Genomic DNA, 25,893 nt, shown 5'->3' with positions numbered 1-25,893 from the left:
CACCACAGCGCGGTGGGCATCGCGTCCCCGCACGGGACGCGATGCCCACCGCTGCCCGGCGGCTCCCGGACGCGTGTGGGTCAGCCCTCGTGGAACATGTGCAGTCCGGGCACGGTGAGCGTGCCGCCGAACTGGCCGGCCTGGGTCACCGTGACGTTGGTGAAGAAGGCGGCCGGAATGTCGATCGGCGGCGGGCTCTTGGGGCTGAAGGTGACCGGGATGAGCCCGAAGAGGTTGCCCTTCAGCTCCTCGGTGTACATGGTCACGGTGCCGTTGCGGATGGTGGAGGTGGTGCCGGGCCCCGCCTGGACGTGGTACTTCAAGCCGCCCGGGCCCACGGTGATCTGGTGCAGGTTCTTGATGTCCACGCTGGTCGCGGTGAACTTCAGCACCGGCTTGACGGTGTGGTCCTCGGTCTCCACCTTCACGATGCCCGCGTAGTGCAGGCCGAGCAGCGTGAGCATGTCGGTGTTGAGGATCCACGGCTGGTTGGGCAGCAGCGACGGGGTGTGTTCCACGTCGGCCCCGGCGAGCGCCTTGGCGTCGTAGGTGGGACACGGGAACGCCTGGCCCTCGGTGGGCGTGGGCGCGGCGGAGACGGACGGCGAGGGGGTGGCCCCGGGCGTCGCCTTGCCGGCGTCGTCCTTGGCGCCCGCGCCGCCGGCGGCGTCGCCGAGACCCTTCGCCACCTTGCCGACGGTCTGCCCGACCGGGTCGTGCGTGGTGGTGCCGCCGCCGTTTCCGTTGCCGTCGCTCGCGGAGGGCGAGGCGCTGGGGGACGGGGAGGTGCTGGGCGCCGTTCCGCCGGAGCCGGACCCGGGTCCCGCGCCGCCGCCGGAGTGGCCGCCGCCCAGCAGTCCGCCGAGCAGTCCGCCCACCGCGTCGCCGAGACCCAGTGGATCGAGCGGGTTGTGCGTCTTGGTGGCCGAGGGCGACGGTGACGGCACGGTGACGGACCGGGGGGCCTGGTCGGGCGTGGTGGCGGGGTTGGTGCCGTGGGCGTTGCCGGTGGTCTTGTCGGTACCGCCACTCTTGTCGGTGCCCGAAGGGGCGTCCGGTGTCGGGGTCCTGTCCGCCGAGGCGGAGGGTGACGGGGACGGCGAGGCCGAGGTGGACGGCGACGGCGACGCCGACGTGCTCGCGGACGGGGACGGGGACGGGCTCTCCGACTGGCTGACGCAGTGGTCGCCCTTGAACGGGTTCTTGGGCAACTCGTCGGCCTGGGCCAGGCGCGGGGTGAACCCCATCCCCATCAGCACCGCGGTCGGCATCGCGGCCAGCGCGATCGCCTTGCCCGCGGGGACGTGGACACGGGTGAGGAACGACTTGCGGGGCGCCGCGTGGCGCGGCTTCGTGCTGGCCCGGTCCGACGGCTCCTCGGACCGCGGCTCGGGGCGGCCCCCGTCATCCCGCATGGCGTCCCCCGTCCCCGGCTCCGTTCTCCGGCCCGGCCGTCACCGGCTCGCCCTCCGGCGCCACGGCGGCCCGGCCCTTCGGCGGACCCGGCGCCCAGGCGACCGACAGCCCGCCGCCGATCAGCGCGAAGAGGTAACCGGCGAGGAATCCGCCGAAGTTGGAGACGACCAGCGACACCAGCGCGAGCATGATGGTGGCGACCCCGGCGAAGACCCTGGCCACTGGCTGGAACCACATGGTCAGCCCGAGCACCACCAGCAGCACGCCGATGATCAGCGAGCCCGCCCCCGCGGTGGTGGCCATCCGGATGGTCAACTGCCCGAGGGTGAGGTTGGCATAGGGGAAGTACATGATCGGCAGCCCGCCCAGCAGCGTCAGCAGTCCCGCCCAGAACGGGCGGTTTCCACGCCACGTACGGAAGGACCGACGCCAACTGCCGAATCGATGACGCGCTACAGGCGACTCGGCGCTCATTGAAAACAGCTCCCTGCGACCGACGGGGATCGGTGGTTCGGTGTCGGAAGGACAGGTGAGGGACGACGGCGCGTCCCTCACCCGGCCGTCCTGGTACGGCGTGTCAGGACGCGGGGCACTGGCCGTCGGCACCCTTGCTGACGTGCATGCCGAGGTGGCTCAGCTCGAAGGTGCCCGCGTTGGTGGCCCAGGCGGTCTGGTGGACCCCGGTCAGCACGGCTTCATCGGCTTCCTGGGCGAAACCACCCTTGTCGGCCATCTCGTACTTGCTGCCCTTGTTCATGCCCGGGCCCTTGGTCTGGTCGCCCGCCGCCACACCGATGTTGATGTTGCTGAACGTGGCGCTCTTGGTCTTGAGGTCGTCCAGGTCGATATAGAGGTTCTTGGCCTGGACGGCCTTACCGGCGTCACCGGCCGTCAGCTTCATCGTCACCGGACCGACCACCGGGACGTCGAAGCTGACCGACTGGCACAGGTTGGTGATGGTCGCGTGGTTGAACGCCGAGATGGCGACAGCCTTCTCGTCCCCACCGTGCTGGGTGTCCACTGCCCCGTACTGCAAGAACCCGTACCCGTGCAGCTCATCGGCCGACACCCGGAACTGCTGTCCCGACACACTGAACGACGCCGCCAGCGCGCCTTGTGCCATCGCCACGCCTATCGCCGCGGTCGCCGCGACGCTGGGCACCATGACGACGGCGAACCTCTTCCATCTGGTTCCGCCACGAGTCGCCTTGGACTCCATGACCTTCCTCCTTCTCGGACGTACATCTCGGGTCCGGACGTCGGGTCCGGCCTGGGATGGGAGAAGTGCTACGTCCTCGGGGAGGGGAGCGCCGTCGACGGCGGCCGTCGTGGGAAGGCGGACGGCCCAGTCCGTAGCACCGGCGATCACCCCCGAGCGACAACCACTGGCCACGCTCTCGCGCAACCTGCTGGACAGGCCCTGCCGAATGGGGGCAGGTACCCCCCTGTCCAAGGACGGCGGCGGTAGCCGCGCGTCCTGCTCGGTGGGGAACCCATCGCGGTGGCGCCGACCGGTTGCCGGGCTGCCTGAATGGACCGAGCTTGGCCGATCGTGGTCCATTCGGGGCCGGGGCACAAGGGGTTCGTTACCAGTGAGTAACGGCGAAGTGTCCGGGGTGCGGGCGCGGCGTCAGGGCGCCGCGACGCACGGTGTTCACCGGACGGCCGGAATTCTCCGGACATGCCATAGGAAAAGCGTACGGATGCCCTTGATCGACTTACTTGCGGTAACGGCGGCAGCCCCCTCATCACGATTACGTAAAGAGCTGCCGCCGTGTCGCTAAATCATCAAGTGCCGTGTACGGGGCGTGACGCCCGGGCCCCCGGCTCCGTACCGGAACCGAGGGCGGGACGGGTCAGAAGAGCACCCGCGCGAGGGCGGTACGGGCCGAGACCACGCGGGGGTCCTCGGCGCCGACCACCTCGAACAGTTCGAGCAGCCGGACCCGGGCGCGTTCCCGGTCGTCACCCGCCGTGCGCTTGACGGTGTCCACCAGCCGTCCGAACGCGTCCTCGACATGGCCGCCCGCCAGGTCGAGATCGGCCACCTTCAACTGGGCCTCCACGTCGGCCGGCTGCTCGGCCGCCGCCTTGCGGACGAGCTGGTGGTCGCCGAGGTCCTGGACCCGCTTGAGCAGTTCGGCGTGGGCCAGCGCCAGCTTGGCCTCGGTGTTGCCCGGGTCGTCGGAGAGGACGTTCTGGTACGCCTGGATCGCGCCGGCCAGGTCGCCGGCGTCGAGCGCCTGGTGGCCGGCGGCGAGCGCCGGGTCCATCGGCGGCTCGGGGACCTCGGCCGGGGCGGCGCCCGGCTCGGCGGTCAGGCCGGTGATGCCGAACTGCTGCTCGGCGACGGCGATCAGCTGGTCGAAGACCTGGCGTGCCTGGGCCTCCGGCACCGCGCCCTGGAAGAGCGGCATCGCCTGGCCGCCGAGCACCGCGAAGACCGCGGGGATGCCCTGGACGCCGAACTGCTGGAAGAGCAACTGGTTGGCGTCGACGTCGATCTTGGCGAGCAGGATCCGGCCCGCGTACTCCTCGGTGAGCCGTTCCAGCACCGGGCTCAGCTGCTTGCAGGGCTGGCACCACTCGGCCCAGAAGTCGATGACGACCGGGACCTCGGCGGAGCGCTGGAGCACCTCCCGCTCGAAGGTCTCCTCGGTGACGTCGATCACCAGGCCGACGGGGGCGGGGGCGCCGCCCCGCGCGGCCTGTTCGCGGCGCGCCTGCTCGGCCTTCTGCTTGGCCTCACCGGCCGCCTTCACCGCGGCGAGGTCGACCACGCCGCTCATGGACATGTTCCGTGGCTGCATGGGTCAATCCTCCCCCCTCGTCGGCCCAACCATGAACAGCCCCTCGATACCGCGCCGGAACGCGGGATGTCCGGATACGCCTGTCTGCCGTTGTCCGGCGGGTCCCCACCCGCCGCGCGGTGTCCCCGCCGCGCTCGTGGTCGCCGCTCCGGTGCGCCTGGGCGGTGCCGCCGGATGCGTTTCGCTACGAGCTGTAGCGTAACTCCGTCGCCCCCCGTCCTGACAACCGGCAGCCGTTACGGCGACGTTACGGCGGCGTGATCTCGCTCACGCGTTACCGGGCGGTAGGGTTCCGGGGGCAGGGACACGGGCGCAGCCCGCGCGGAACGTCGAGCGGATGGGGCCGATCCTCGTGACCAGAACCGGACGCCCGCGCAGCGCCGACGCCGACCGGGCCATCCTGGCGGCGACCCGGCAGGCCCTGGTGGAGCTGGGCTGGGGAAAGCTGACCATGGGCGACGTCGCCGCCCGCGCCGGGGTCGCCAAGACCACCCTCTACCGGCGCTGGGCCAACAAGAACGAACTCGTGGTGGACGCGGTCGCCGCGCTCTTCGACGAGCTGCGGCTGCCCGACCGGGGGAGCCTCGCCGCCGACGTCGAGGGCGTGGTCCTGCAATTCGGCGAGCTGCTGGAACGTCCCGAGACCAAGACCGCCCTGATGGCCGTGGTCGCCGAGTCCACCCACGACCCGGGGCTGCGCTCCCGTATCCGGCACGCCATCGTGGACCGGCAGAAGCGCCTGGTGGAAACGGGCCGGCGGCGCGCCCAGAGCCGTGGCGAACTCCCCGACGACACCGGCGACCCGGCCTCGGCCACCCGCAACGCCGACCTCATCTTCGACGTCATCGCCGGCACCGTCGTCCACCGCATCCTGGTCAGCGGCGAACCCGTCGACCCCTCCTGGGCCCACGCCTTCACCGCCCTCCTGGTAGGCGGCCTCCCCGCCGCGATGACCCACGCCTGACCCGGGGGCGCCGGGGTCAGGGGTGAGGGGGCGGGGTCAGAAGCGGGCGGGCTCGGTGTAGCCGCCCCACTCGTCGCGCAGGACGCCGCAGATCTCGCCGAGGGTGGCCTCGGCGCGCACCGCGTCGAGCATCGGCTCGACCATGTTGCCGCCGTCGCGGGCGGCGGCCAGCATCGCGTCGAGCGCCCGGCGCACCGCCGCGTCGTCCCGGGCCGCCTTGCGTTCGGCCAGCGCGCGCACCTGCTCGCGTTCCACCTCGTGGGAGACCCGCAGGATCTCCAGGTCGCCGGTGACCGAGCCGGTGTGGCAGTTGACGCCGACCACCCGCTTGTCGCCCTTCTCCAGCGCCTGCTGGTACTGGAACGCGGACTCGGCGATCTCGCCGGTGAACCAGCCGTCCTCGATGCCGCGCAGGATGCCGGAGGTCATCGGGCCGATCGGGTGCTCACCGCTGGGCACCGCCTTGGCGGCCATCTCCTTGATCCTGTCGAAGATCTGCTCCGCCTCGGCCTCGATGCGGTCGGTGAGCGCCTCGACGTACCAGGAACCGCCCAGCGGGTCGGCCACGTTGGCGACGCCGGTCTCCTCCATCAGCACCTGCTGGGTGCGCAGGGCGATCTCGGCGGCCTGCTCGCTGGGGAGGGCGAGCGTCTCGTCGAGGGCGTTGGTGTGCAGCGAGTTGGTGCCGCCGAGCACGGCGGCCAGCGCCTCCACCGCGGTGCGCACCACGTTGTTGTACGGCTGCTGCGCGGTGAGCGAGACCCCGGCGGTCTGGGTGTGGAAGCGCAGCCACTGCGCCTTCTCGGAGGTGGCGCCGTACACGTCACGCAGCCAGCGCGCCCAGATCCGGCGGGCGGCGCGGAACTTGGCGATCTCCTCGAAGAAGTCGACGTGCGCGTCGAAGAAGAACGACAGCCCGGGCGCGAAGGTGTTGACGTCCAGCCCGCGGGAGAGGCCCAGCTCCACGTAGCCGAACCCGTCGGCCAGGGTGTAGGCCAGCTCCTGCGCCGCCGTCGCCCCGGCCTCGCGGATGTGGTAGCCGGAGACGGAGAGCGGCTTGTAGGCGGGGATGCGGCGGGCGCAGTGCTCCATCAGGTCGCCGATGAGCCGCAGGTGCGGTTCGGGGGCGAAGAGCCATTCCTTCTGCGCGATGTATTCCTTGAAAATGTCGGTCTGGAGCGTGCCGTTGAGGATGCCGGGGTCGACGCCCTGGCGTTCGGCGGCCACCAGGTACATGCAGAAGACCGGCACGGCGGGGCCGGAGATCGTCATCGAGGTGGTGACCTCGCCCAGCGGGATGTCCCGGAAGAGGACCTCCATGTCGGCCGCGGAGTCGATGGCCACCCCGCAGTGGCCGACCTCGCCCAGCGAGCGGGGGTCGTCGGAGTCGCGGCCCATCAGGGTGGGCATGTCGAACGCCACCGAGAGGCCGCCGCCGCCGGCGCCCAGGATCATCTTGTAGCGCTCGTTGGTCTGCTCGGCGTTGCCGAACCCGGCGAACTGCCGGATGGTCCAGGCCCGGCCGCGGTATCCGGTGGGGTGGAGCCCGCGGGTGAAGGGGAACTCGCCGGGCCAGCCGATCCGCTCGAAGCCGGGCAGTTCGGTGCCGGGCGGCGGGCCGTAGACCGGCTCCACCGGCTCCCCGGAGAGTGTGGTGCGGTTCCAGTCGCGTGGCGGTCGCCCCCCGGTGGCCGCGGCGGCGTCGCGCTTGCGTGCCGTGTCGTAGCGGGCCTGCCAGCGTCGGCGGCCGTCCTCAATGGCTTCGGCGTCCATGACACAAATTTACTTGGACGTCCTAGTAATTGTCGAACGGTGCGCCCGCGGGCGAGCGCGGAAGACGCCCCGCCGCGGGCGTGGACCCGTCCTGACCTGCGAGAGGTCAGGCGCCGACCGGCTCCGCGGAACCCTGGACCAGCGGGGCCAGTTCCCGGGTGAGCCGGCGCTCGACGAAGAACGCGGCCGTGGGGATCGTCCCGGCCAGCAGCACCCACAGCAGCCTGCCGACCGGGATCTTGGCCTTGCTGCCCAGGTCGAAGGCGAAGATCAGGTAGATCACGAAGAGCCAGCCGTGCGCGATGCCCACCACGGTGACGAACGCGGTCGCCCCGCCGATGTCCAGCAGGTACTTCGCGATGCAGCCGAGGGTCAGCGCGATGAGCAGGACACCGGTGACATAAGCCATCACTCGGTAGCGGGTCAGGACAGACTGTTTCATGGCATACGAGCGTACGCGGGGCCCGGGCCGATCTTGTGGCCAGCCCTCCCGCGGCGCGGTGCCCGGCCGGGGCCGGAAACGGCCCGTGGCGCCGCCGTCACTCCTCGGTGAAGTCGCCCGCGGCTATCCGCAGCGGACGCAGCAGCGCGAAGATCTCGGCGCACTCGTCGTCGTCGTAGACGCCGAGGCCGAAGTCGACGGCCATCAGGTCGCGGGTGGCCGCCTCGACCACCTCGCGGCCCTTGTCGGTGATGGAGGCGAGGGTGCCGCGGCCGTCGTTGGGGTTGGGGCGCTTGTCGACCAGGCCGGAACGGACCAGCCGGTCCACCGTGTTGGTCACCGAGGTCGGGTGCACCATCAACCGCTCGCCGATCTTGGACATCGGCAGCTCACCGGCCTTGCTGAAGGTGAGCAGCACCAGCGCCTCGTACCGGGCGAAGGTCAGTCCGTACGGCTTGACCACCGCGTCGACCTGGCCGAGCAGGATCTGCTGGGCGCGCATGATCGAGGTGATGGCGGCCATCGAGGGGACGGCGCCCCAGCGCCGCTTCCACAGATCGTCGGCGCGGGCGATGGGGTCGAAGGTCAGACTCAACGGCTTCGGCACGCTCCGAGCCTACCCGGCGGTCACATGCTGGGCGCGGGTGTCTCGGAGTACGGGCGCGGACCGGTCCGGCACCGGGCGCCCCGGCGTACGCGGGCGTATCGGCCGCGTCGCACGCCGGGGGCCGCGGCTTCCGGGGTCGCCCGGGTTCCGCTCAGGTGCCCAGGTGGCGTTCGACCGTGGCGACCTTCGCGGTCAGCCCGTCGGTGACGCCCGGCCGGATGTCGGCCTTGAGGACGAGCGAGACCCGCGGGGCCCGCGCCTCCACGGCGGCCACGGCGCGCCTGACCACCGCCATGACCTCGTCCCACTCCCCCTCGACGGAGGTGAACATCGCGTCGGTGCGGTTGGGCAGCCCGGACTCGCGGACCACCCGTACCGCCTCGGCCACGTACTCGCCGACGTCCTCGCCGACGCCGAGCGGGGTGACGGAGAAGGCGACGATCACGCGTTGACCACCCCTTCGCGGCGGGCCCGGGCGGCGATGGCCCCGGCCTCCTCCTCGCGCCGGATCTTCCGGTCGCCGAAGAAGCCGCCGGTGGGCAGCACCGAGAACACGAAGAAGAGCACCACCCGGCCCAGCGGCCACTTGGCCTTGGACCACACGTCGGCCAGGAAGAGCAGGTAGAGGATGAAGAGGACGCCGTGGATCATGCCCAGCGGCATCACCAGGTTGATGTCGGTCAGCCGGCTCAGCAGGGTGCCGAAGATCAGCAGCGCGAGGAAGGAGACGGCCTCGGCGATCGAGACGATGCGCAGTCGGCGCAGGGCGGCGGCGGTCTTGACGTCCACGAGGTACCTCGTCGGGATCGGGATCGATCTTGTGAAGGGGTGCACAAGCTCCCCCATTGTCGCAGTACGGCACCGGTTCCCCCGCCCGGGGTCGGGTGTCGGTGACGGCCACTAGCATCGTTACCGCATGTGACCGACGGCCCTCGGGGGACGCCATGAAGCTGGACTGGAACCGACGCACCTGCGCCCGGCGCGGACACGTCACCTACGCCCCTGACGAGGCGCACCTGCGGGAACGGCTGCACGCCGTCACCGGGCTCGGGGACGCCTGGCGGTGCCTGCGCTGCGGGGACTTCACCGTCGGCGCGCCGCACGGTACGGGGCCGGCCGACCGGGCTCCGGTGGTGCCGCGCGGGCGGGCGCTGCGCGATCTGCTGATCCTGCGCTTCCTCGCCGTGGAGCGGGTGGTGCGCGGCCTGTTCATCGTGCTGGCGGCGGTGGCGGTGTGGAAGTTCAGCAACTCCCGGACGGCGGTACGCCAGTTCTTCGAGCAGAACCTGACGGTCTTCCGCCCGGTGGCCGCCCACTTCCACTACGACCTCGACCACTCCCCCGTGGTCGACACCATCCGCAAGACCTTCGACTACAAGCACTCCACCCTGCTCGTGGTGGCCGCGGCGCTGCTGGCCTACGCGCTGATCGAGATCGTCGAGGGGGCGGGCCTGTGGTTCGCCAGGCGCTGGGCCGAATACCTGACGGTGGTCGCCACCGCGGCCTTCCTGCCGCTGGAGGTCTACGAGCTGACCGAGAAGGTCAGCGGGCTGAAGATCGCCACCTTGGCGCTGAACGTCCTCGCGGTGCTCTACATCCTGCTCGCCAAGCGGCTGTTCGGGCTGCGCGGCGGGGCCCGGGCCTTCGAGGCGGAACGCCGGGGCGACTCCCTGCTGGAGGTGGAGACGGCGGCCGGCGCCGGGGCCGGGGCCAGGGCCGCGTTCTGATGGCCCGCTTCCGCCTGGAGGGCAGCCGGGTGCTCGCGGTCGACCTGGACGGCGACTCGGTCAAGGCACGCAACGGCGCCATGGTGGCGTACGAAGGCACCATGACCTTCAAGCGGCTCACCGGCGGCGGCGACGGCCTGCGGGGCGTGGTCACCCGGCGGGTGACCGGCGAGTCCATGACCGTGATGGCGGTCAAGGGCCACGGCACCTGCTGGTTCGCCGACCGCGCCGCCGAGATCACGGTGGTCCGGCTCACCGGGGAGAAGCTCCACGTGGAGGCGGACAACCTGCTGTGCGCGCAGGCCGGGCTGCGCACCGGTACGACGTTCACCGGCGTGCGCGGGGCGAGCCGGGGCCAGGGGCTCTTCACCACCACCATCGAGGGCCACGGCCACGCGGCGCTCACCAGCGACGGCCCGGCGATCGCGCTACGGGTCACCCCGGACTCCCCGCTGACCGTCGACCCGGGCGCCTACGTCGCCCACACCGGCCGGCTACGGCAGCACTTCCAGAGCGGGGTCAACTGGCGCACCTTCGTCGGCGAGGGCTCCGGCGAGTCGTTCCAACTGCGCTTCGAGGGCGAGGGAGTGGTGTACGTGCAGCCCGGCGAGCGGGAGACTCCGGCGGGGCAGCTGTGAGCGGGCGGAGAAGCGAACGGGGAGTGGCTGTGAGCGACGCACGGACGCGCGAACGGGGAGTGGCGTGACCGCGTTCACCCGGCTCACCGCCAAGATGGTGCGGGCCGAAGTCGGGCCCGGGGAGCGGCTGTTCACGCTGCGGGGCGCCATGCTGGGGTACACCGGTGAGGTCACGTTCACCCCGAGCCTCACCCGGGGCCAGGGCGGGGTGGGGTCGATGCTCGGCCGGCGGATCGCCGGCGAGGACATCCCGCTGATGACGGTGGAGACCGCCGAGGGGGCGCCGGGCGGCACGGTCTTCCTCGGCCACGGCGGACACCACGTGCACGTGGTCACCCTCACCGGGGACACGTTGCACGTCGAGGCCGACCGGCTGCTCGCCTTCGAGGGGACGCTGCGCCAGGGCACCGAGTTCCTCGGGTCGCGCGGCGGCGTCCTGGGCGTACTGCGCGGCCAGGTCACCGGTGAGGGGCTGTTCACCACCACCCTGGCCGGCCACGGCTCCGCCGCCGTCCTCGCCCACGGCGGCCTCCTCGAACTGCCGCTGGACCCCTCCCGTACCGTCCACGTCGACCCCCGCGCCTACGTCGGCCACCGTGGCGACCTGCGCAACCGCCTGACCACCGCGATCGGCTGGCGGGAACTGGTCGGCCGCGGCTCCGGCGAGGCGTTCCAGCTCGAACTGTCGGGCAGCGGGACGGTGTTCGTGCAGGCGTCGGAGGAGGCGTTGTGAGTCCGGTGATCCACGACGTCCACTCGCTGCCCCGCGACGACAACGTCAACCCCTACGCGTTCAGCGTGGCGTTGGACGGCGAATGGTTCCTCCAGAAGGGGCGGATGATCGCGTACTACGGGCGGATCGGGTTCCACGGGGTGGGCCACGGTCCGCTGGACCATCTGGTGGCCGCGTGCTTCCATTCGCCGCTGCACGCCGGTGAGTGGGTGGTGGCGCGCGGGCGGGGGCGGATGCTCCTGGCCCATCGGGCGTTCGACGTCAATTCCTACGACCTGGACGACGGCAACCTCACCATCCGTTCCGGAAATCTGCTCGCCTTTCAGCCAGGTCTGGCGCTGAAACAGTCGGTGGTGCCGGGCTTTCTCACGCTCGTCGGCACCGGCCGGTTCGTCGCCGCCTCCAACGGCCCGGTGGTCTTCGTCGCCCCTCCGGTACGGGTGGATCCGCGGCGGTTGTGGGGTGGGCGGACTGTCCGACCCCTTGCCACCACTACGACCACGCTTATCTGCGCGGCGTGCTCGGCGGCGTCCGTATGCTGACCGGATTCGGCGGAACCTCCGGTGAGGAACACCAGTTGGAGTTCACCGGCGCCGGGCAAGTGCTGCTTCAGTCGAGCGAAAAGCTCCTGCCGGAGCAGGAGACCGGCACCGTCCCGGACGGGCCCGGGGTGCCCGGTGCGCGGCCCGGCTCGGAAGGAGCCGCTGGTACGGGGCTTTTTGGCCAGCTGGGCGAGGTGGAGCGCCGCTTCGGACGGTGAGGGGTAGCCTGCGGAGTGTCATCTCGAACAGATGTCGGCACGATCGTTCCGCACTTGATTAAACATTCAACTTCATTGGATAGACTGGACGTCATGGAGACCGAGAACGGCGCTCGCTGGCTCACCGACGCGGAACAGCACGCCTGGCGCACCCATCTGGACGTGTCGCGGCTGCTGGCCTATCAGCTCGAAAGAGACCTCCAGCCCTTCGGCCTGACCCTCAATGACTACGAAATCCTGGTCAATCTCTCGGAAGCCGACGACCGCCGGATGAGAATGACCGATCTGGCCCGCGCCACACTCCAGTCCAAGAGCCGGCTGTCCCACCAGATCACCCGCATGGAGAACGCCGACCTGGTGCGCCGGGAAAACTGCGTCTCCGACCGGCGCGGGCTTTGGGCGGTGCTCACCGAACACGGCTGGGAAACCATGGAACGGGTGGCCCCGCACCATGTCGCCTCGGTGCGCAAGCATTTCATCGACCGCATCGAACCGGACGACCTCGACGCCCTCGACCGCGCGCTGGCCCCGGTCGCCGGACACCTGCGCGCGGTCCGCGGCCGGCTCTGAGGATCGAGGCGGCCGGGCGGCGGGCCGGTCCGGCGGACGGACCGGCCCGCCCGGCTCAGCCGCCGTTCTCGGTCAGCCCGGCGATCAGCTCGTCGGCCGCCGCGTACGGGTCCAGCGTCCCGCGCACCACCCGCTCGGCGAGGGCGTCGAGCCGCTGGTCCGCCGGGAGGTCGCCGATCCGTTCACGCAACGCGGTGACGGCGATGTTCTCCACCTCCAGGGCGGCCCGGCGGCGGCGCCGGGCGTCGAGCACGCCGTGCTCCTCCATCCAGGCCCGGTGCTTCTCCAGCGCCTCGACCACCTCGTCGACGCCCTCCGCGCGGGCCGCCACCGTCTTGACGATCGGCGGGCGCCAGTCGCCCGGCTTGCGCCCCTCCCCCAGGCCCAGCATGTGGTTGAGCTCACGGGCGGTGGCGTCGGCGCCGTCCCGGTCGGCCTTGTTGACCACGTAGACGTCGCCGATCTCCAGGATCCCGGCCTTGGCGGCCTGGATCCCGTCGCCCATGCCGGGGGCGAGCAGCACCACGCTGGTGTCGGCCTGCGCGGCGATCTCCACCTCGGACTGGCCGACGCCGACCGTCTCCACCAGGATCACCTCGCACCCGGCCGCGTCCAGCACCCGGATCGCCTGCGGCGCCGCCCACGCCAGCCCGCCGAGGTGGCCGCGGGTGGCCATGGAGCGGATGTAGACCCCGGGGTCGGAGGCGTGCTCGCCCATCCGCACCCGGTCTCCGAGGAGCGCCCCGCCGGAGAACGGCGAGGAGGGGTCGACGGCGAGCACCCCGACCCGCTTGCCGCGCTTGCGGTACGCGGTCACCAGCGCCGAGGTCGAGGTCGACTTGCCGACCCCGGGGGCACCGGTGAGCCCGACCACGTACGCCCCGCCGGTGAGCGGGGCGAGCGCGGCCATCACCTCGCGCAGCTGCCCGGAGGCCCCCTCGACCAGCGAGATCAGGCGGGCGACCGCCCTGGGCCGGCCCTGCCGCGCCTGTGCCACCAGTTCCTGGACGTCCACCGCCATGCGTGCTGCGCTCCTCGTCGTCGTGCGTATCCGTCGGTACGGGTGCGGATCAGGCGCCGGGCACCCGGATGATCAGGGCGTCGCCCTGGCCGCCGCCACCGCACAGCGCCGCCGCCCCGACCCCGCCGCCGCGCCGCTTCAGCTCCAGCGCCAGGTGGAGCACGAGGCGGGCGCCGGACATGCCGATCGGGTGGCCGAGGGCGATGGCACCGCCGTTGACGTTCACCTTTTCCGGGGATACCCCAAGGTCCTTCATTGACTGCACGGCGACCGCCGCGAACGCCTCGTTGATCTCGATCAGGTCCAGGTCGTCCACGGTGAGCCCGGCCTTGCCCAGCGCGTGCCGGATGGCGTTGGACGGCTGGGACTGCAACGAGTTGTCGGGGCCGGCCACGTTGCCGTGCGCGCCGATCTCGGCGAGCCACTCCAGGCCCAGCTCCTCGGCCTTCGCCTTGCTCATCACCACCACGGCGGCGGCGCCGTCGGAGATCTGCGAGGACGAGCCCGCGGTGATCGTGCCGTCCTTGGTGAACGCCGGGCGCAGCTTGGCCAGCGACTCCACCGTGGTCTCCGCGCGGATCCCCTCGTCCTTGGCGAAGACCACCGGCTCGCCCTTGCGCTGCGGGCCCCGTTGATTCGGATAAATGGCCACCGGCGTGATCTCCGCCTCGAACAGGCCGTTCTTCTGCGCGGCGGCGGCCCGCTGGTGGGACAGGGCGGCGATCTCGTCCTGCTCGGCGCGGCCGATGCCGAGGCGGGTGTTGTGCTTCTCGGTGGACTCGCCCATGGCGATCTTCTCGAAGGCGTCGGTGAGGCCGTCGTACGCCATCGCGTCGAGCATCTCCACGGCGCCGTACTTGAAGCCCTCGCGCGACCTGGGCAGCAGGTGCGGGGCGTTGGTCATGGACTCCTGGCCGCCGGCCACCACCACGTCGAACTCGCCGGCCCGGACGAGCTGGTCGGCCAGGGCGATGGCGTCGAGGCCGGAGAGGCAGACCTTGTTGACGGTGAGCGCCGGCACGTTCATCGGGATGCCGGCCTTCACGGCGGCCTGCCGCGCCGGGATCTGGCCGGCGCCGGCCTGGAGCACCTGGCCCATGATCACGTACTGCACCTGGTCGCCGGCGATCCCCGCGCGGTCCAGGGCGGCCTTGATGGCGATGCCGCCGAGTTCGGCGCCGGAGAAGCTGCGCAGGCTGCCCAGCAGGCGCCCCATGGGCGTACGGGCACCTGCGACGATCACGGAGGAACGTGCCTGGCTGGTCATGCGCGGCCCCTTTGCGGAAGGGAGTTAACGAGGGTTAAGGGCCAATGTACTGACGGGTATCCCCGGCGGTCACCGGCCCGGCGGTGTGACGGCGCGCACGTTGCGTGACCATGCGTGCGAGGGGTGCACTGGATCCATGCTGACCCGCATCGACCACATCGGCATCGCCTGCTTCGACCTGGACGCGACGGTCGACTTCTATCGAACGACGTACGGGTTCGAGGTGTTCCACACCGAGGTCAACGAGGAGCAGGGCGTCCGGGAGGCCATGCTCAAGATCAACGAGACCTCCGACGGCGGCGCCTCCTACCTCCAGCTGCTCCAGCCGGTCCGGGAGGACTCCACGGTCGCCAAGTGGCTGGCCAAGAACGGCGAAGGGGTCCACCACATCGCCTTCGGCACCGCCGACGTCGACGCCGACGCCGCCGCCATCCGCGACAAGGGCGTCCGCGTCCTGTACGACCAGCCCCGCACCGGATCCATGGGCTCGCGCATCACCTTCCTGCACCCCAAGGACTGCCACGGCGTCCTCACCGAACTGGTCACCTCCGCCGAGCGCCGCCACGACGACCAGGGCTGACCCCGTCCCGCCCGGCCGCGCCGTCCCCGGCCGGGTCGCTCGTCGGGGTGAGCGCCGCGGACCCCGGGCGGGCCCCGGCCCGGGGAGCCGCCCCCGGCCCCGGGGACCACGCCCCGGGGACGTTCCGCCACGCGCCGCCCACGTCCCCGTGTCTCACCGCCGACCGCGAACCCCCGGTAGAGTGGCCGGGCCGACGGGGTGGGCGCCGGGGTCCGTCCACGCGAGGGTGCCCGGACCGCCTCCGCACACGCAGACCCGGGGACCGGCCCGGACCGCGTGTGAATCTGACACCATTCCCCGGAATGGCTATGTTCACCTCAGAGCTCACCCGGTTGGCGGGTGAGCCGTCCAGGAGACGGATGGGACCGCGGAGTGCGGGGCTACGACCGCTACGAGGCTGACGACCAGCTCTCTCAGTTCGAGGCCGAGATGGAGCGGCTGCGGACCGAGCGGGACAAGGCCGTCGACCACGCAGACGATCTCGGCTACCAGGTCGAGGTGCTGCGCGCCAAGCTGCACGAGGCGCGCCGCCGGCTCGCCCAGCCGCGCGCCTACGACAACGTCAGCCACCAGGCCGAGCAGCTCCTGCGCAACGCCCAGATCCAGGCCGACCAGCTCCGCGCCGACGCCGAGCGGGAGTTGCGCGAAGCCCGCGCCAACACCCAGCGCATGCTCCAGGAACAGGCCGAGCGCCAGGCCCGGCTGGAGGCCGAGTGGCACGCCGAGGCGGTCGCCCGGCGGCGCCGGCTCGACGAGGAACTCGCCGAGCGGCGCGCCACGGTGGAGAGCCACGTCAACGAGAACGTCGCCTGGGCCGAGCAGTTGCGGACCCGCACCGAGACGCAGGCCCGCCGGCTGATGGACGAGTCGCGGGCGGAGGCCGAGGCGTCGCTGTCGGCCGCCCGCGCCGAGGCCGCCCGCCTCACCCAGCAGGCCCGCGAGCGGCTGGAGTCGGCCGCCCTGGAGGCGCGTACCGAGGCCGAGGCGATCCTGCGCCGCGCCCGTACCGACGCCGAACGCCTGCTGACCGCCGCCTCCACCCAGGCCCAGGAGGCCACCGAGCACGCCGAGGCGCTGCGCACCGGCGCCGCCACCGAGTCCGAGGAGGCCCGGCGCGAGTCCGCCGAGCTGACCCGGCGCGCCGAGCGGGCGATGGCGGAGGCGGAGAAGGCGCTGCGCGAGGCGCAGGCCGAGGCCGAGCGGGTGCGTACCGAGGCCGCCGAGGAGGCCGCCAAGCGGCTGGCCGGCGCCGAGGCGGAGAACGAGCAGCGCACCCGTACCGCGCGCGCCGAGATCGCCCGGCTGGTGGCGGAGGCCACCAAGGAGGCCGAGGCGCTGCGGGACGAGGCCCGTCAGCTGCGCGACGACGCCCGGGCGGAGTCCGAGCGGGCGGTCGCCGAGGCCCAGGAGGCGGCCCGGTCGGCGGCGGCCGAGGACGCGGCGGCCCAGCTGGCCAAGGCGGCCCGCGCCGCCGAGGAGATGCTGGCCAAGGCCGCCGAGGACGCGAAGGCGAGCACCAGGGCGGCGGCCGAGGAGGCCGAGCGCATCCGCAAGGAGGCCGACGCCGAGGCCGAACGGCTGCGGGCCGAGGCCGCGGAGGCCGCCGAGGCGCTCAAGGGCGCCGCCAAGGACGACACCAAGGAATACCGCGCCAAGACCGTCGAACTCCAGGAGGAGGCACGGCGGTTGCGCGGCGAGGCCGAGCAGCTGCGGGCCGAGGCGGTCGCCGAGGGCGAGCGGATCCGGGGCGAGGCGCGGCGCGAGGCGCTCCAGCAGATCGAGGAGGCGGCCCGCACCGCCGAGGAGCTGCTGACCAAGGCCCGCGGGGACGCCGAGGAGGTGCGGCAGGGCGCCGCCGCCGAGGCGGAACGGGTCCGTACCGAGGCGGCCGAGCGGGCCACCGCCCTGCGCGAGCAGGCCGAGGAGGCGCTGGAGGGCGCCCGCCAGGAGGCCGAGGCGCTGCGCGCCGAGGGCGTCCGGGCCGCCGAGGAGGCCACCGCCCAGGCCGAGGAGACGGCCCGGCGGCTGAGGTCGGAGGCCGAGGAGGCCGCCGAGCGGTTGCAGGCCGAGGCCGCCGACGAGCTGGCCCGTACCCGCGCCGACGCCGACAGCCGGCTGCGCGCCGCCGAGGAGGCGCTGCGCGAGGCCACCGAGGAGGCGGGGCGGCTGCGCCGGGAGGCGGCCGAGGAGGCCGACCGGGTCCGTACCGAGGCGGCCGACCGCGCCCGTGCGCTGACCGCCGGCGCCGAGGCGGAGGCGGAACGACTGCGTACCGAGGCGGCGGCCGACGCTTCCCGTTCGCGGGCCGAGGCCGAGGACGCGGCGGTACGGCTGCGCGGCGAGGCGGCGGCGGAGGCGGAACGGCTGCGTACCGAGGCCCGGGAGGCCGCCGACCGGCTGCGTACCGAGTCGGCGGCGGCGGCCGAGCGCACCGAGGCGGAGGCCACCGAGGCGCTGGCGGCGGCCCGGGAGGAGGCGTCCCGGCGGATCCGGGAGGCCGAGGAGCTGCTGGCGGACGCCCGGCGGGAGGCCGAGCAGGAGCGGGCCGCGGCCCGGGAGCGCGGCGAGGAGCTGCTGGCCGCCGCCCGCAAGCGGGTCGAGGAGGCGGGCGCGGAGGCCGAGCGGCTGGTCGCCGAGGCCGAGCAGCGCGCCGCCGAGCTGGTGGCCGCCGCCGAGCAGACCGCGCAGCAGGTGCGCGACTCGGTGGCGGGCCTGCGCGAGCAGGCCGAGGAGGAGATCGCCGGGCTGCGGTCGGCCGCCGAGCACGCGGCCGGGCGGATGCGTACCGAGGCGCAGGAGGAGGCCGACCGGCTGCGCGCCGAGGCGCACGCGGAGCGGGACCGGGCGGGCGAGGACGCGGCCCGGGTCCGGCAGGAGGCGGCCGAGGAGGCCGCGTCCGCCCGGGAGGCCGCCGAGCGGGCGGTGGCGGACGCCGCCGCCGAGGCCGAGCGGCTGCGGGACGACGCCCGCGAGGAGGCAGGGCGCAAGCGCGCCGAGGCCGCCCGCCAGGCCGACGAGCTGGTCGCCGGCGCCACCACCGAGGCCGAGCGGCTCACCGCGGAGGCGACCACCGAGGCCGGCCGGATCACCGCGGAGGCCGCCGAGGAGGCCGGGCGGATCGCGGCCAAGGCCGAGGAGCGGCTGGCCCGGGCGGCGCGGGACGCCGAGCGGATCACCATCGAGGCGGAGAAGGTACGTTCCGCCGCCGCCGAGCACGCCGAGCAGACCCGTGCCGAGTCCGAGCGGCTGGCCGCCGCCGCGGCGGCCGAGGCCGAGCGCACCGTGGACGAGGCGCGCGAGGCCGCCAACCGCAAGCGCAGCGAGGCCGCCGAGCAGGCCGACGAGCTGATCGGCAAGGCGACCACCGAGGCGGAACGGCTCACCACCGAGGCGCGGGAGTCCGCGGTGCGCACCGCCGCCGCCGCCGAGGAGCAGGCCGACGCCATGGTCGGCGCGGCGCGCAGCGAGGCCGAACGGATCGTCACCGAGGCGCAGGCGGAGGCCAACTCGCTGATCGAGCGCTCCCGTTCGGACGCCGACACGCTGCTGGCCGAGGCCCGCCGGGACGCCACCTCGATAAGGGACCGCGCCGAGGAGCTGCGCACCCGGGTGGAGTCCGAGGTGGAGGAGTTGCACGAGCGGGCCCGCAAGGAGGCCGCCGAGGCGATGAAGTCCACCGGCGAGCGGGTCGACAAGCTGGTGGCCGCGGCCACCGAGCAGCTCACCCAGGCCGAGGAGAAGTCCCGGGCGATGGTCGCCGAGGCCGAGCGCAAGGCGGACGAGATGTCCACCAAGGCGTCCTCGGAGGCGAGCAAGGTCCGCATCGCGGCGGTGAAGAAGGCCGAGGGCCTGATCAAGGAGGCCGAGCAGAAGAAGGCCGAGGCACAGCGCACCGCGGAGCGCACGGTGGCCGAGGCGCGGGCCGAGGCCGAGCGCATCGTCGAGGAGGGCCGCCGGGAGCTCGACGCCCTCAAGCGGCGCCGCGCGGACATCAACGCGGAGATCTCGCGCGTCCAGGACGTGCTGGAGGCGCTGGAGTCCTTCGAGACGCCGTCGGGCGGGTCCGGCAAGAAGTCCGGCGGGCGCGGGGAGGCGTCCGGCGGGGTCAAGGCGGGTGCCGGGGCGGGGCGGGGCGGTGGCAAGCGGTCCGAGGAGGCGCCACCCGATTGAGCGGACATTCTCCAGGCGTCCCGGCGAATACCTCGATGACACGCCGTTGGTCCGCCTAGGATTCCCCCTATCACCTCACCGGCCTGAATTGACAGGAACCCCATGAGCGACACTTCCTCCCCTTTCGGCTTCGAGCTCGTGCGGCGTGGTTACGACCGCGGCCAGGTGGACGACCGCATCGCCAAGCTCGTCGCCGACCGTGACAATGCACTGGCCAGGATCAGCGCTCTGGAGAAGCGCATCGAGGAATTGCACCTGGAGACGCAGAACGCCCAGGCGCAGATCAACGACTCCGAACCGTCGTACGCGGGACTCGGCGCCCGGGTCGAGAAAATCCTCCGGCTCGCCGAGGAGGAGGCCAAGGACCTGCGGGAAGAAGCCCGTCGGGCCGCCGAGCAGCACCGTGAGCTCGCCGAGGGGGCGGCGGCTCAGGTGCGCGCCGACGCCGAGGCGTACGCGGCCGAGCGCAAGGCGAAGGCCGAGGACGAGGGCGCCCGCATCGTCGACAAGGCCACCGCGGACGCCACCCAGCTGCGTTCCGAGGCGCAGAAGGACGCGCAGGCCAAGCGTGAGGAAGCCGACGCGCTCTTCGAGGAGACCCGGGCGAAGGCCGCCCAGGCCGCGGCCGACTTCGAGACCAACCTGGCCAAGCGGCGCGAGCAGTCCGAGCGCGACCTGGCCTCCCGTCAGGCCAAGGCGGAGAAGCGGCTGGCGGAGATCGAGCACCGCGCCGAGCAGCTGCGGCTGGAGGCCGAGAAGCTGCGCACCGACGCCGAGCGGCGGGCCCGCCAGACGGTGGAGACCGCGCAGCGCCAGGCCGAGGACATCGTGGCCGACGCCAACGCCAAGGCCGACCGGATCCGCAGCGAATCCGAGCGGGAGCTGGCGGCGCTGACCAACCGCCGGGACAGCATCAACGCCCAGCTGACCAACGTCCGCGAGATGCTGGCCACGCTGACCGGTGCCGCGGTGGCCGCCGCGTCCACCTCGGACGACGACACGGTGACCACGCGCAGCGTTCCCGCGCAGCGCTGACCGCCGGCGGTCCGAAAACGGGGGCCCGGGGTTCCGCGCGCGGCGCGGGCGGGGCCTCGGGCTCGCCGGAAGGCTCGCCGGAACGTACGCCACCGGCTGCGCGTCCGGGGAATGCCGCGTAGCGTGACCGCATGATCGAGCTGCACGCGCTGACCAAGCGTTACGGTGAGAAGGTCGCGGTCGACCACCTCACCTTCGCGGTGCGGCCCGGCATGGTGACCGGCTTCCTGGGGCCCAACGGGGCCGGCAAGTCGACCACGATGCGGATGATGCTCGGCCTGGACAACCCGACCAGTGGTGACGTGCTGATCGACGGGCGGCGGTACGCCGCGTTGCGGCAGCCGCTGCGGTACATCGGGGCGTTGCTGGAGGCCAAGGCGTGGCACGGCGGCCGTAGCGCGTACCACCATCTGCTCTGTCTCGCCCAGTCCAACCGCATTCCGCGGCGGCGGGTGGACGAGGTGCTGCGTGTCGTGGGGCTGACCGGGGTGGCCCGCAAGCGCACCAAGGGGTTCTCGCTCGGCATGGGCCAGCGGCTCGGCATCGCGGCGGCGCTGCTGGGCGATCCGACGATCCTGATGTTCGACGAACCGGTCAACGGGCTCGATCCGGAGGGCATCCACTGGATCCGTCATCTGATGAAGGGGCTCGCCGCCGAGGGGCGCACCGTCTTCGTCTCCAGCCATCTGATGAGCGAGATGGCGCTCACCGCCGACCACCTGGTGGTGATCGGCCAGGGCCGGCTGCTCGCCGACACCTCGATGGCCCAGTTCATCGCCGAGAACTCGCGTTCCTACGTCACCGTCCGCTCCCCGCAGCCGGAACGGATGCTGGACGTGTTCAACGCCGCCGGGATCCGGGCCGCGGCCACCGGGGACGGCGGCTACGAGGTCACCGGGACCGACGCCGCCGAACTGGGCGAGCTGGCCGCCCGTTACCGGGTCACGCTGCACGAACTGAGCCCGCGGCGGGCCTCGTTGGAGGAGGCGTTCATGCGGCTGACCGCGCAGTCGGTGGAGTACCACGCGGCCGAGGGGGGCGGGGCATGACGGTGGTCCCGGCGGTGCTGCGGTCGGAGTGGACCAAGCTGCGCTCGGTGCGCTCCACGGCCTGGACGCTGTCGCTCGCCGCACTGATCACCGTGGGGCTGGGGCTGCTGCTCTCCTGGCTGACGAATCGTCAGTTCGACCACATGACCCCGCGTGAGCGGCTCACCTTCGACCCGACGTACACCAGCTTCGCCGGGATGACCATCGGTCAGCTGCTGATGATCGTCTTCGGGGTGCTGGTGGTCTCCGCCGAGTACAGCACCGGGATGATCCGTACCTCGCTGGCGGCGGTGCCACAGCGCGGGGTCCTGCTCGGCTGCAAGGTGGCGGTGGCCACCGGGCTGGCGGTGGCGGTGGGGATGGTCACCGCGTTCGCCGCGTTCTTCGCCGGGCAGGCGGTGCTCGGCGCCCACCACACCACGATCGGCGAGCCGGGGGTGCTGCGGGCGGTGGTCGGCGGCGGGCTGTACCTGACGCTGATCACGGTGTTCGCCATGGGGGTGGCGGCCATGCTGCGCGGGCCGCTGCTGTCGCTGGCGATCCTGATGCCGTTCTTCTTCCTGATCTCGGGCGTCCTCGGGGTGGTGGGCGCCACCCGCAAGGTGGCCCGCTACCTTCCGGACCAGGCCGGGCAGAAGGTGATGATGGTGTTGGCCAGCCATGACGACCGCCCGTACGGCCCGTGGACCGGGCTCGGCATCATGGCGCTGTGGGTGGTGGCCGCGCTGGCCGGCGGATACCTGACGCTGCGCCGCCGCGACGCCTGACCGGGAACCGCGGACCCCTGGGTAGCCTTCCCCCTTCGAGGGGGCGACGCACGCGCCCCCGGGACGGACGACAAGGGGCGGAGCATGATCGAGGCACGCGGCCTCACCAAACGTTACGGACCGAAGACGGCCGTGCACGACCTTTCCTTCCAGGTGCGGCCGGGGAGCGTGACCGGCTTCCTGGGGCCCAACGGGTCGGGCAAGTCCACCACGATGCGGATGATCGTGGGGCTGGACGCCCCCACCGCGGGCACGGTGACGGTGGCCGGGCGCCCCTACCGGGAGCTGCCGGACGCGGCCCGGCAGGTCGGCGCCCTGCTGGACGCCAAGGCGGTGCACGGCGGCCGTACCGCCCGGCAGCACCTGCTGTGCCTCGCCCAGCTGTCCGGGATACCAGCGCACCGGGTGGACCAGGTGCTCGAACTGGTGGGGCTGCGGGCGGTGGCCCACCTGCGGACCAAGGGGTTCTCGCTCGGCATGGGCCAGCGCCTCGGCATCGCGGCGGCGCTGCTGGGCGACCCCGGGGTGCTGCTCTTCGACGAACCGGTCAACGGGCTCGATCCGGAGGGCATCCACTGGGTGCGCAACCTGATGAAGGGGCTCGCCGCCGAGGGGCGCACCGTCTTCGTCTCCAGCCACCTGATGAGCGAAATGGCGCTCACCGCCGACCACTTGATCGTGATCGGCCGCGGTCAGCTCCTCGCCGACATGAGCGTGGAGGAGTTCATCGCCCGCCACTCCACCGGTTTCGCGCTGGTGCGCACCCCGGACGAGCCGGGGGCGCGGGAGAAGCTGTCGGCGGCGCTCACCGGGGCGGGCGGCGCGGTGCGTACCGAGCCGGACGGCGCGCTGCGGGTGACCGGGCTCGACCTGCCGCGCATCAGCGACCTGGCGCACCGGGCCGACGTACGGCTGTGGGAGCTGTCGCCGCACCGGGCCTCGCTGGAGGAGGCCTACATGCGGATGACCCAGGGCGCGGTGGACTACCGCTCGGGGTACGCCGGACCGCCGGTGCCCGGACCGCCGGTGCCCGGGGCTCCGGTACCCGCCCCGGGGGCGTACGGGCCGGGGGCCGGGTATCCGCCGGGGGCGTACGGGCCGGGGGCCGGCGCCGGGTTCGGACCGCCGCCGCCGGCCGCTCCCGCCCCCGCCGCCCCGCCCGCGCCCTGGGCCGCCCCCGTCACCCCGCCCACCTCCGAGGACCGCTGAGATGACCACCGCCTACCAGGCACCGGCCGCGCCGCCGGTGCGTACCGCCACCTTCGCCGACGCCGTGCGCTCGGAGTGGACCAAGATCCGCACGGTCCGCTCGACCCTGTGGACGCTCGGCGTGATGCTGCTGCTCGTCGTGGGCATCGGCCTGCTGGTCGCGCTCGCCATGAGCGGCACGTCGGTGGGGTCGTTCCCGGTCCAGGCCGCCGGGTTCTTCGGGGTGCTCCTGGGCAACCTGTGCGTGATCACGCTGGGGGTGCTGGTGATCTCCTCGGAGTTCTCCACCGGCATGATCCGCATCACGCTGACGTTCTGCCCGAGCCGGTCGCGGGTGCTCGCCGCCAAGGCGCTCGTCTTCTTCCTGCTGGCCTTCGTCCTCACCACCGCCGCGACCAGCCTCGTGGCGGCCGTCGACTCGGCCATGATCACCACCCGTGGCGCCTCCCCCAGCGGCGGCGAGTGGCTGCGGGCCACCGTGGGCACCGGGCTGTACGTGGCGCTGCTCGGGCTGCTGGCGCTGGCGGTGGGCACCCTGCTGCGCCACTCCGCCGGGGCGATCACCACGATGCTCGGGGTGGTGCTGCTGCCGCTGCTGCTCGCGCTGTTCATGATGACCGAGAACCTCCAGCGGGTACGGACCGCGCTGATCGAGTACTCGGTGCCCAACGCGCTCGCCGCGCTCTACGGCATCCCGATGCTGAGCTCCGGCCCGGTCGGCTGGACCCCGCTGTGGATCCTCGCCGGGGTGACCGCGGTCGTCCTCGCCGCCGCCTTCGCCGCGCTGGGCAGGCGGGACGTGTGAGGCGTCAGTGACGCGGGGCGCCGCGGGACCGCTGGAGCTTGGCGCTCCGGCGGTCCCTGGCGTTCCAGCAGGGCCGGTGCCAGTGCCGCCGGTCGTCCACCCCGCCGAACTCCGGCCAGGCGACGACGTGTCCGACCCCGGGCGGGATCTCCTGGTCGCAGCCGGGGCACCGGTAGGTCTTGCCGCCGCTGCCGGCCACCGGGCGCATCACCCATTCCTCGCCGCGCCAGCTCTCGGTGCGCTCCAGGCCGTGCCGGTCGCCGTCCGGCCGCGGTTCGGGCTTGGCTGCCCGGTTCGGGCGGTTTCGACGCGGGGACACAGGACACCTCACCGAGGACACGCTGCTGGGTTCGCCGACCAGCGTACGCGGCGGCCGGGACGCCGGATAACCGCCCCGTCCGCCGCGGATTCCCCACCGCCCGTGCCCTTGGCACGTGTCACGCGTTAACGCGGACGGGGGGTTTCCCCGCAACGGAACGGGGGGAAAGAGGGGTTCCATCATGCGCGTCGGGGTCTTCGCGCTCTCCGCACAGTTCCCGGGCCAGGGGCACGCCGAGGCGCTGCACCGTACCGTGCGCACCGCCGAGGCCGCCGAGGCCGCCGGGCTGGACGCCATATGGCTCGCCGAGCACCACTTCATGCCCTACGGGGTCTGCCCGTCCGCGGTGACGCTGGCGGCGCTGCTGCTCGGCCGCACCCGCCGGATCCGGGTGGGCACCGCGGTCAGCGTCCTGCCGACCACGCACCCGGTGACGCTCGGCGAGCAGGCCGCGCTGCTCCACCTGACCTCGGGCGGGCGCTTCTCGCTCGGCGTCGGCCGCGGCGGCCCGTGGCAGGACCTGGAGGTCTTCGGCACCGGTCTCGCGGCGTACGAGGGCGGCTTCCCGGAATCGCTCGACCTGCTGCTGCGCTGGCTGCGGGAGCCGGTGGTGGGCGCCGACGGGCCCCGGCACCGCTTCCGTCCGGTGCCGGTGGTGCCGCGCCCCGACGACGTCGAGGGGCCGGCCGGTCCGCCGGTGCTGGTGGCCTGCACCTCGCCGGCCGGGGTCCGGATGGCCGCCGAGCGCGGGCTGCCGATGCTGCTGGGCATGCACGCCGCGGACGAGGAGAAGGCGGAGATGACCCGGTTGTGGCGGAGCACGGCGCTCGACGCCGGACGTTCACCCGAAGAGGTGAACGGGGTGGAGCACGTCTCGGCCGGGGTGGTGCAGGTCGCCGACCGCGACCGGGACGCGGTGGAGACGCTCACCAAGGCGCTGCCAGGGTGGCTGCGGGCGGGGCTGGCCGCCCACGTCACGGTGGACGGCAGGCCCCGCGCGATGCGCGACGCCCACGCGTACACCGAGTTGCTCTGCCGGCTCCATCCGGTGGGCACCCCGCGCCGCTGCGCCGACCGGCTGGCGGCCACCGCGGAGCGCACCGGGATCCGCCGCTTCGCGTTGCTCGCCGAGGGGAGCGGCGACCTGGCGGCCACCGAGTCCAACGTGGCGCGGCTGGGCGGCGAAGTGCTCCCGCTGCTCCCCGGCAGCGGGAGCGCGTGACCGGAACCG

At 72.9% G+C, this 25,893-nt stretch carries 25 protein-coding genes and 1 pseudogene; 14 read left to right on the top strand and 12 right to left on the bottom strand.

The window, feature by feature from the left end; genetic code table 11:
* Positions 1-80: 80 nt before the first annotated feature.
* The 4 genes from SCATT_RS20010 to SCATT_RS19995 form a co-directional block, all read right to left on the bottom strand.
* On the bottom strand, positions 81-1,415 hold the full coding sequence (locus tag SCATT_RS20010) for a hypothetical protein (RefSeq protein ID WP_014144947.1): 1,335 nt from the start codon (positions 1,413-1,415) through the stop codon (positions 81-83).
* Complete coding sequence (locus tag SCATT_RS20005; protein ID WP_014144946.1) at positions 1,405-1,890, bottom strand: DUF6114 domain-containing protein; 486 nt, start codon at positions 1,888-1,890, stop codon at positions 1,405-1,407. Before SCATT_RS20005 ends, SCATT_RS20010 begins: the two co-directional genes overlap by 11 nt.
* 103 nt (positions 1,891-1,993) lie before the next feature.
* Complete coding sequence (locus SCATT_RS20000) at positions 1,994-2,635, bottom strand: DUF6230 family protein (RefSeq protein WP_014144945.1); 642 nt, start codon at positions 2,633-2,635, stop codon at positions 1,994-1,996.
* Positions 2,636-3,272: 637 nt separating this feature from the next.
* Positions 3,273-4,226: a tetratricopeptide repeat protein gene (locus SCATT_RS19995; protein WP_014144944.1), complete on the bottom strand. Its 954-nt coding sequence runs from the start codon at positions 4,224-4,226 to the stop codon at positions 3,273-3,275.
* Between the two features lie 337 nt (positions 4,227-4,563).
* On the opposite strand from SCATT_RS19995, the gene SCATT_RS19990 reads away from it, so the two are divergent.
* Positions 4,564-5,190, top strand: a complete 627-nt coding sequence (locus SCATT_RS19990) for a TetR/AcrR family transcriptional regulator (RefSeq protein ID WP_014144943.1) — start codon at positions 4,564-4,566, stop codon at positions 5,188-5,190.
* 36 nt (positions 5,191-5,226) lie between these two features.
* On the opposite strand, the gene SCATT_RS19985 is transcribed toward SCATT_RS19990, so the two are convergent.
* The 5 genes from SCATT_RS19985 to SCATT_RS19965 all read right to left on the bottom strand — a co-directional run bounded on the left by SCATT_RS19985 (position 5,227) and on the right by SCATT_RS19965 (position 8,801).
* On the bottom strand, positions 5,227-6,963 hold the full coding sequence (locus tag SCATT_RS19985; protein WP_014144942.1) for an acyl-CoA mutase large subunit family protein: 1,737 nt from the start codon (positions 6,961-6,963) through the stop codon (positions 5,227-5,229).
* Positions 6,964-7,069: 106 nt separating this feature from the next.
* On the bottom strand, positions 7,070-7,405 hold the full coding sequence (locus tag SCATT_RS19980) for a DUF3817 domain-containing protein (protein WP_014144941.1): 336 nt from the start codon (positions 7,403-7,405) through the stop codon (positions 7,070-7,072).
* A 97-nt stretch (positions 7,406-7,502) separates the two neighbouring features.
* Positions 7,503-8,012 (bottom strand): MarR family winged helix-turn-helix transcriptional regulator, encoded by a 510-nt coding sequence (locus tag SCATT_RS19975; RefSeq protein WP_014144940.1) that lies wholly within the window; start codon positions 8,010-8,012, stop codon positions 7,503-7,505.
* 151 nt (positions 8,013-8,163) lie between these two features.
* Entirely contained in the window at positions 8,164-8,457 is a 294-nt protein-coding gene (locus SCATT_RS19970) for an MTH1187 family thiamine-binding protein (RefSeq protein WP_014144939.1), read from the bottom strand.
* Positions 8,454-8,801, bottom strand: coding sequence for a DUF3817 domain-containing protein (locus SCATT_RS19965; protein ID WP_014144938.1), 348 nt, complete (start codon positions 8,799-8,801; stop codon positions 8,454-8,456). Before SCATT_RS19965 ends, SCATT_RS19970 begins: the two co-directional genes overlap by 4 nt.
* Positions 8,802-8,956: 155 nt before the next feature.
* Here SCATT_RS19965 and SCATT_RS19960 point away from each other — a divergent pair, with 155 nt between their 5' ends.
* The 5 genes and pseudogenes from SCATT_RS19960 to SCATT_RS19935 all read left to right on the top strand — a co-directional run bounded on the left by SCATT_RS19960 (position 8,957) and on the right by SCATT_RS19935 (position 12,440).
* Positions 8,957-9,739, top strand: coding sequence for a DUF2127 domain-containing protein (locus SCATT_RS19960; RefSeq protein WP_014144937.1), 783 nt, complete (start codon positions 8,957-8,959; stop codon positions 9,737-9,739).
* Positions 9,739-10,377, top strand: a complete 639-nt coding sequence (locus tag SCATT_RS19955; protein ID WP_014144936.1) for an AIM24 family protein — start codon at positions 9,739-9,741, stop codon at positions 10,375-10,377. Before SCATT_RS19960 ends, SCATT_RS19955 begins: the two co-directional genes overlap by 1 nt.
* A 94-nt stretch (positions 10,378-10,471) precedes the next feature.
* Complete coding sequence (locus SCATT_RS19950) at positions 10,472-11,110, top strand: AIM24 family protein (RefSeq protein ID WP_041825156.1); 639 nt, start codon at positions 10,472-10,474, stop codon at positions 11,108-11,110.
* Positions 11,107-11,870: pseudogene (locus SCATT_RS19945) on the top strand (AIM24 family protein). The gene SCATT_RS19950 and the pseudogene SCATT_RS19945 overlap by 4 nt, the downstream one beginning before the upstream one ends.
* A gap of 93 nt (positions 11,871-11,963) precedes the next feature.
* Positions 11,964-12,440 (top strand): MarR family winged helix-turn-helix transcriptional regulator, encoded by a 477-nt coding sequence (locus SCATT_RS19935; RefSeq protein WP_014144932.1) that lies wholly within the window; start codon positions 11,964-11,966, stop codon positions 12,438-12,440.
* 55 nt (positions 12,441-12,495) lie between these two features.
* Here SCATT_RS19935 and meaB read toward each other — a convergent pair whose 3' ends face one another.
* On the bottom strand, positions 12,496-13,461 hold the full coding sequence (meaB, locus tag SCATT_RS19930; RefSeq protein WP_014144931.1) for a methylmalonyl Co-A mutase-associated GTPase MeaB: 966 nt from the start codon (positions 13,459-13,461) through the stop codon (positions 12,496-12,498).
* A 49-nt stretch (positions 13,462-13,510) separates the two neighbouring features.
* Complete coding sequence (locus SCATT_RS19925; RefSeq protein ID WP_041825155.1) at positions 13,511-14,704, bottom strand: acetyl-CoA C-acetyltransferase; 1,194 nt, start codon at positions 14,702-14,704, stop codon at positions 13,511-13,513.
* Between the two features lie 160 nt (positions 14,705-14,864).
* Between SCATT_RS19925 and mce the strand changes: the two genes are divergently transcribed.
* The 7 genes from mce to SCATT_RS19890 all read left to right on the top strand — a co-directional run bounded on the left by mce (position 14,865) and on the right by SCATT_RS19890 (position 24,343).
* On the top strand, positions 14,865-15,308 hold the full coding sequence (mce, locus tag SCATT_RS19920; RefSeq protein WP_014144929.1) for a methylmalonyl-CoA epimerase: 444 nt from the start codon (positions 14,865-14,867) through the stop codon (positions 15,306-15,308).
* A gap of 372 nt (positions 15,309-15,680) precedes the next feature.
* Positions 15,681-19,478 carry a polarized growth protein Scy gene (scy, locus tag SCATT_RS19915; RefSeq protein WP_014144927.1) on the top strand — a complete coding sequence of 1,266 codons (3,798 nt, stop codon included), beginning with the start codon at positions 15,681-15,683 and terminating at the stop codon, positions 19,476-19,478.
* Positions 19,479-19,580: 102 nt separating this feature from the next.
* Positions 19,581-20,513: a coiled-coil domain-containing protein gene (locus SCATT_RS19910; protein ID WP_014144926.1), complete on the top strand. Its 933-nt coding sequence runs from the start codon at positions 19,581-19,583 to the stop codon at positions 20,511-20,513.
* 131 nt (positions 20,514-20,644) lie between these two features.
* The gene (locus SCATT_RS19905) at positions 20,645-21,562 is read left to right on the top strand and encodes an ATP-binding cassette domain-containing protein (RefSeq protein WP_014144925.1); all 918 of its coding nucleotides are present in this window, start codon (positions 20,645-20,647) and stop codon (positions 21,560-21,562) included.
* Positions 21,559-22,329 (top strand): ABC transporter permease, encoded by a 771-nt coding sequence (locus SCATT_RS19900; RefSeq protein ID WP_014144924.1) that lies wholly within the window; start codon positions 21,559-21,561, stop codon positions 22,327-22,329. Before SCATT_RS19905 ends, SCATT_RS19900 begins: the two co-directional genes overlap by 4 nt.
* A gap of 84 nt (positions 22,330-22,413) precedes the next feature.
* Positions 22,414-23,538, top strand: coding sequence for an ABC transporter ATP-binding protein (locus SCATT_RS19895; RefSeq protein WP_014144923.1), 1,125 nt, complete (start codon positions 22,414-22,416; stop codon positions 23,536-23,538).
* Between the two features lies 1 nt (position 23,539).
* Positions 23,540-24,343 (top strand): ABC transporter permease, encoded by an 804-nt coding sequence (locus SCATT_RS19890; RefSeq protein WP_014144922.1) that lies wholly within the window; start codon positions 23,540-23,542, stop codon positions 24,341-24,343.
* A 4-nt stretch (positions 24,344-24,347) separates the two neighbouring features.
* Here SCATT_RS19890 and SCATT_RS19885 read toward each other — a convergent pair whose 3' ends face one another.
* On the bottom strand, positions 24,348-24,662 hold the full coding sequence (locus tag SCATT_RS19885) for a hypothetical protein (protein ID WP_014144921.1): 315 nt from the start codon (positions 24,660-24,662) through the stop codon (positions 24,348-24,350).
* 181 nt (positions 24,663-24,843) lie between these two features.
* On the opposite strand from SCATT_RS19885, the gene SCATT_RS19880 reads away from it, so the two are divergent.
* On the top strand, positions 24,844-25,884 hold the full coding sequence (locus SCATT_RS19880) for an LLM class flavin-dependent oxidoreductase (RefSeq protein WP_014144920.1): 1,041 nt from the start codon (positions 24,844-24,846) through the stop codon (positions 25,882-25,884).
* Positions 25,885-25,893: the final 9 nt, after the last annotated feature.

It is taken from the genome of Streptantibioticus cattleyicolor NRRL 8057 = DSM 46488, from assembly GCF_000240165.1.
GTDB lineage: Bacteria > Actinomycetota > Actinomycetes > Streptomycetales > Streptomycetaceae > Streptantibioticus > Streptantibioticus cattleyicolor.
Note: the sequence above shows the minus strand (reverse complement) of the source record. Positions and strands in the feature narration are given on the sequence as shown.

Coding starts and splice junctions, on each gene's coding strand:
- SCATT_RS20010 (WP_014144947.1), bottom strand. CDS start 1,415: ATGCGGGATGACGGGGGCCGCCCCGAGCCGCGGTCCGAGGAGCCGTCG.
- SCATT_RS20005 (WP_014144946.1), bottom strand. CDS start 1,890: ATGAGCGCCGAGTCGCCTGTAGCGCGTCATCGATTCGGCAGTTGGCGT.
- SCATT_RS20000 (WP_014144945.1), bottom strand. CDS start 2,635: ATGGAGTCCAAGGCGACTCGTGGCGGAACCAGATGGAAGAGGTTCGCC.
- SCATT_RS19995 (WP_014144944.1), bottom strand. CDS start 4,226: ATGCAGCCACGGAACATGTCCATGAGCGGCGTGGTCGACCTCGCCGCG.
- SCATT_RS19990 (WP_014144943.1), top strand. CDS start 4,564: ATGGGGCCGATCCTCGTGACCAGAACCGGACGCCCGCGCAGCGCCGAC.
- SCATT_RS19985 (WP_014144942.1), bottom strand. CDS start 6,963: ATGGACGCCGAAGCCATTGAGGACGGCCGCCGACGCTGGCAGGCCCGC.
- SCATT_RS19980 (WP_014144941.1), bottom strand. CDS start 7,405: ATGAAACAGTCTGTCCTGACCCGCTACCGAGTGATGGCTTATGTCACC.
- SCATT_RS19960 (WP_014144937.1), top strand. CDS start 8,957: ATGAAGCTGGACTGGAACCGACGCACCTGCGCCCGGCGCGGACACGTC.
- SCATT_RS19955 (WP_014144936.1), top strand. CDS start 9,739: ATGGCCCGCTTCCGCCTGGAGGGCAGCCGGGTGCTCGCGGTCGACCTG.
- SCATT_RS19950 (WP_041825156.1), top strand. CDS start 10,472: ATGGTGCGGGCCGAAGTCGGGCCCGGGGAGCGGCTGTTCACGCTGCGG.
- SCATT_RS19935 (WP_014144932.1), top strand. CDS start 11,964: ATGGAGACCGAGAACGGCGCTCGCTGGCTCACCGACGCGGAACAGCAC.
- meaB (WP_014144931.1), bottom strand. CDS start 13,461: ATGGCGGTGGACGTCCAGGAACTGGTGGCACAGGCGCGGCAGGGCCGG.
- mce (WP_014144929.1), top strand. CDS start 14,865: ATGCTGACCCGCATCGACCACATCGGCATCGCCTGCTTCGACCTGGAC.
- SCATT_RS19910 (WP_014144926.1), top strand. CDS start 19,581: ATGAGCGACACTTCCTCCCCTTTCGGCTTCGAGCTCGTGCGGCGTGGT.
- SCATT_RS19905 (WP_014144925.1), top strand. CDS start 20,645: ATGATCGAGCTGCACGCGCTGACCAAGCGTTACGGTGAGAAGGTCGCG.
- SCATT_RS19900 (WP_014144924.1), top strand. CDS start 21,559: ATGACGGTGGTCCCGGCGGTGCTGCGGTCGGAGTGGACCAAGCTGCGC.
- SCATT_RS19895 (WP_014144923.1), top strand. CDS start 22,414: ATGATCGAGGCACGCGGCCTCACCAAACGTTACGGACCGAAGACGGCC.
- SCATT_RS19890 (WP_014144922.1), top strand. CDS start 23,540: ATGACCACCGCCTACCAGGCACCGGCCGCGCCGCCGGTGCGTACCGCC.
- SCATT_RS19880 (WP_014144920.1), top strand. CDS start 24,844: ATGCGCGTCGGGGTCTTCGCGCTCTCCGCACAGTTCCCGGGCCAGGGG.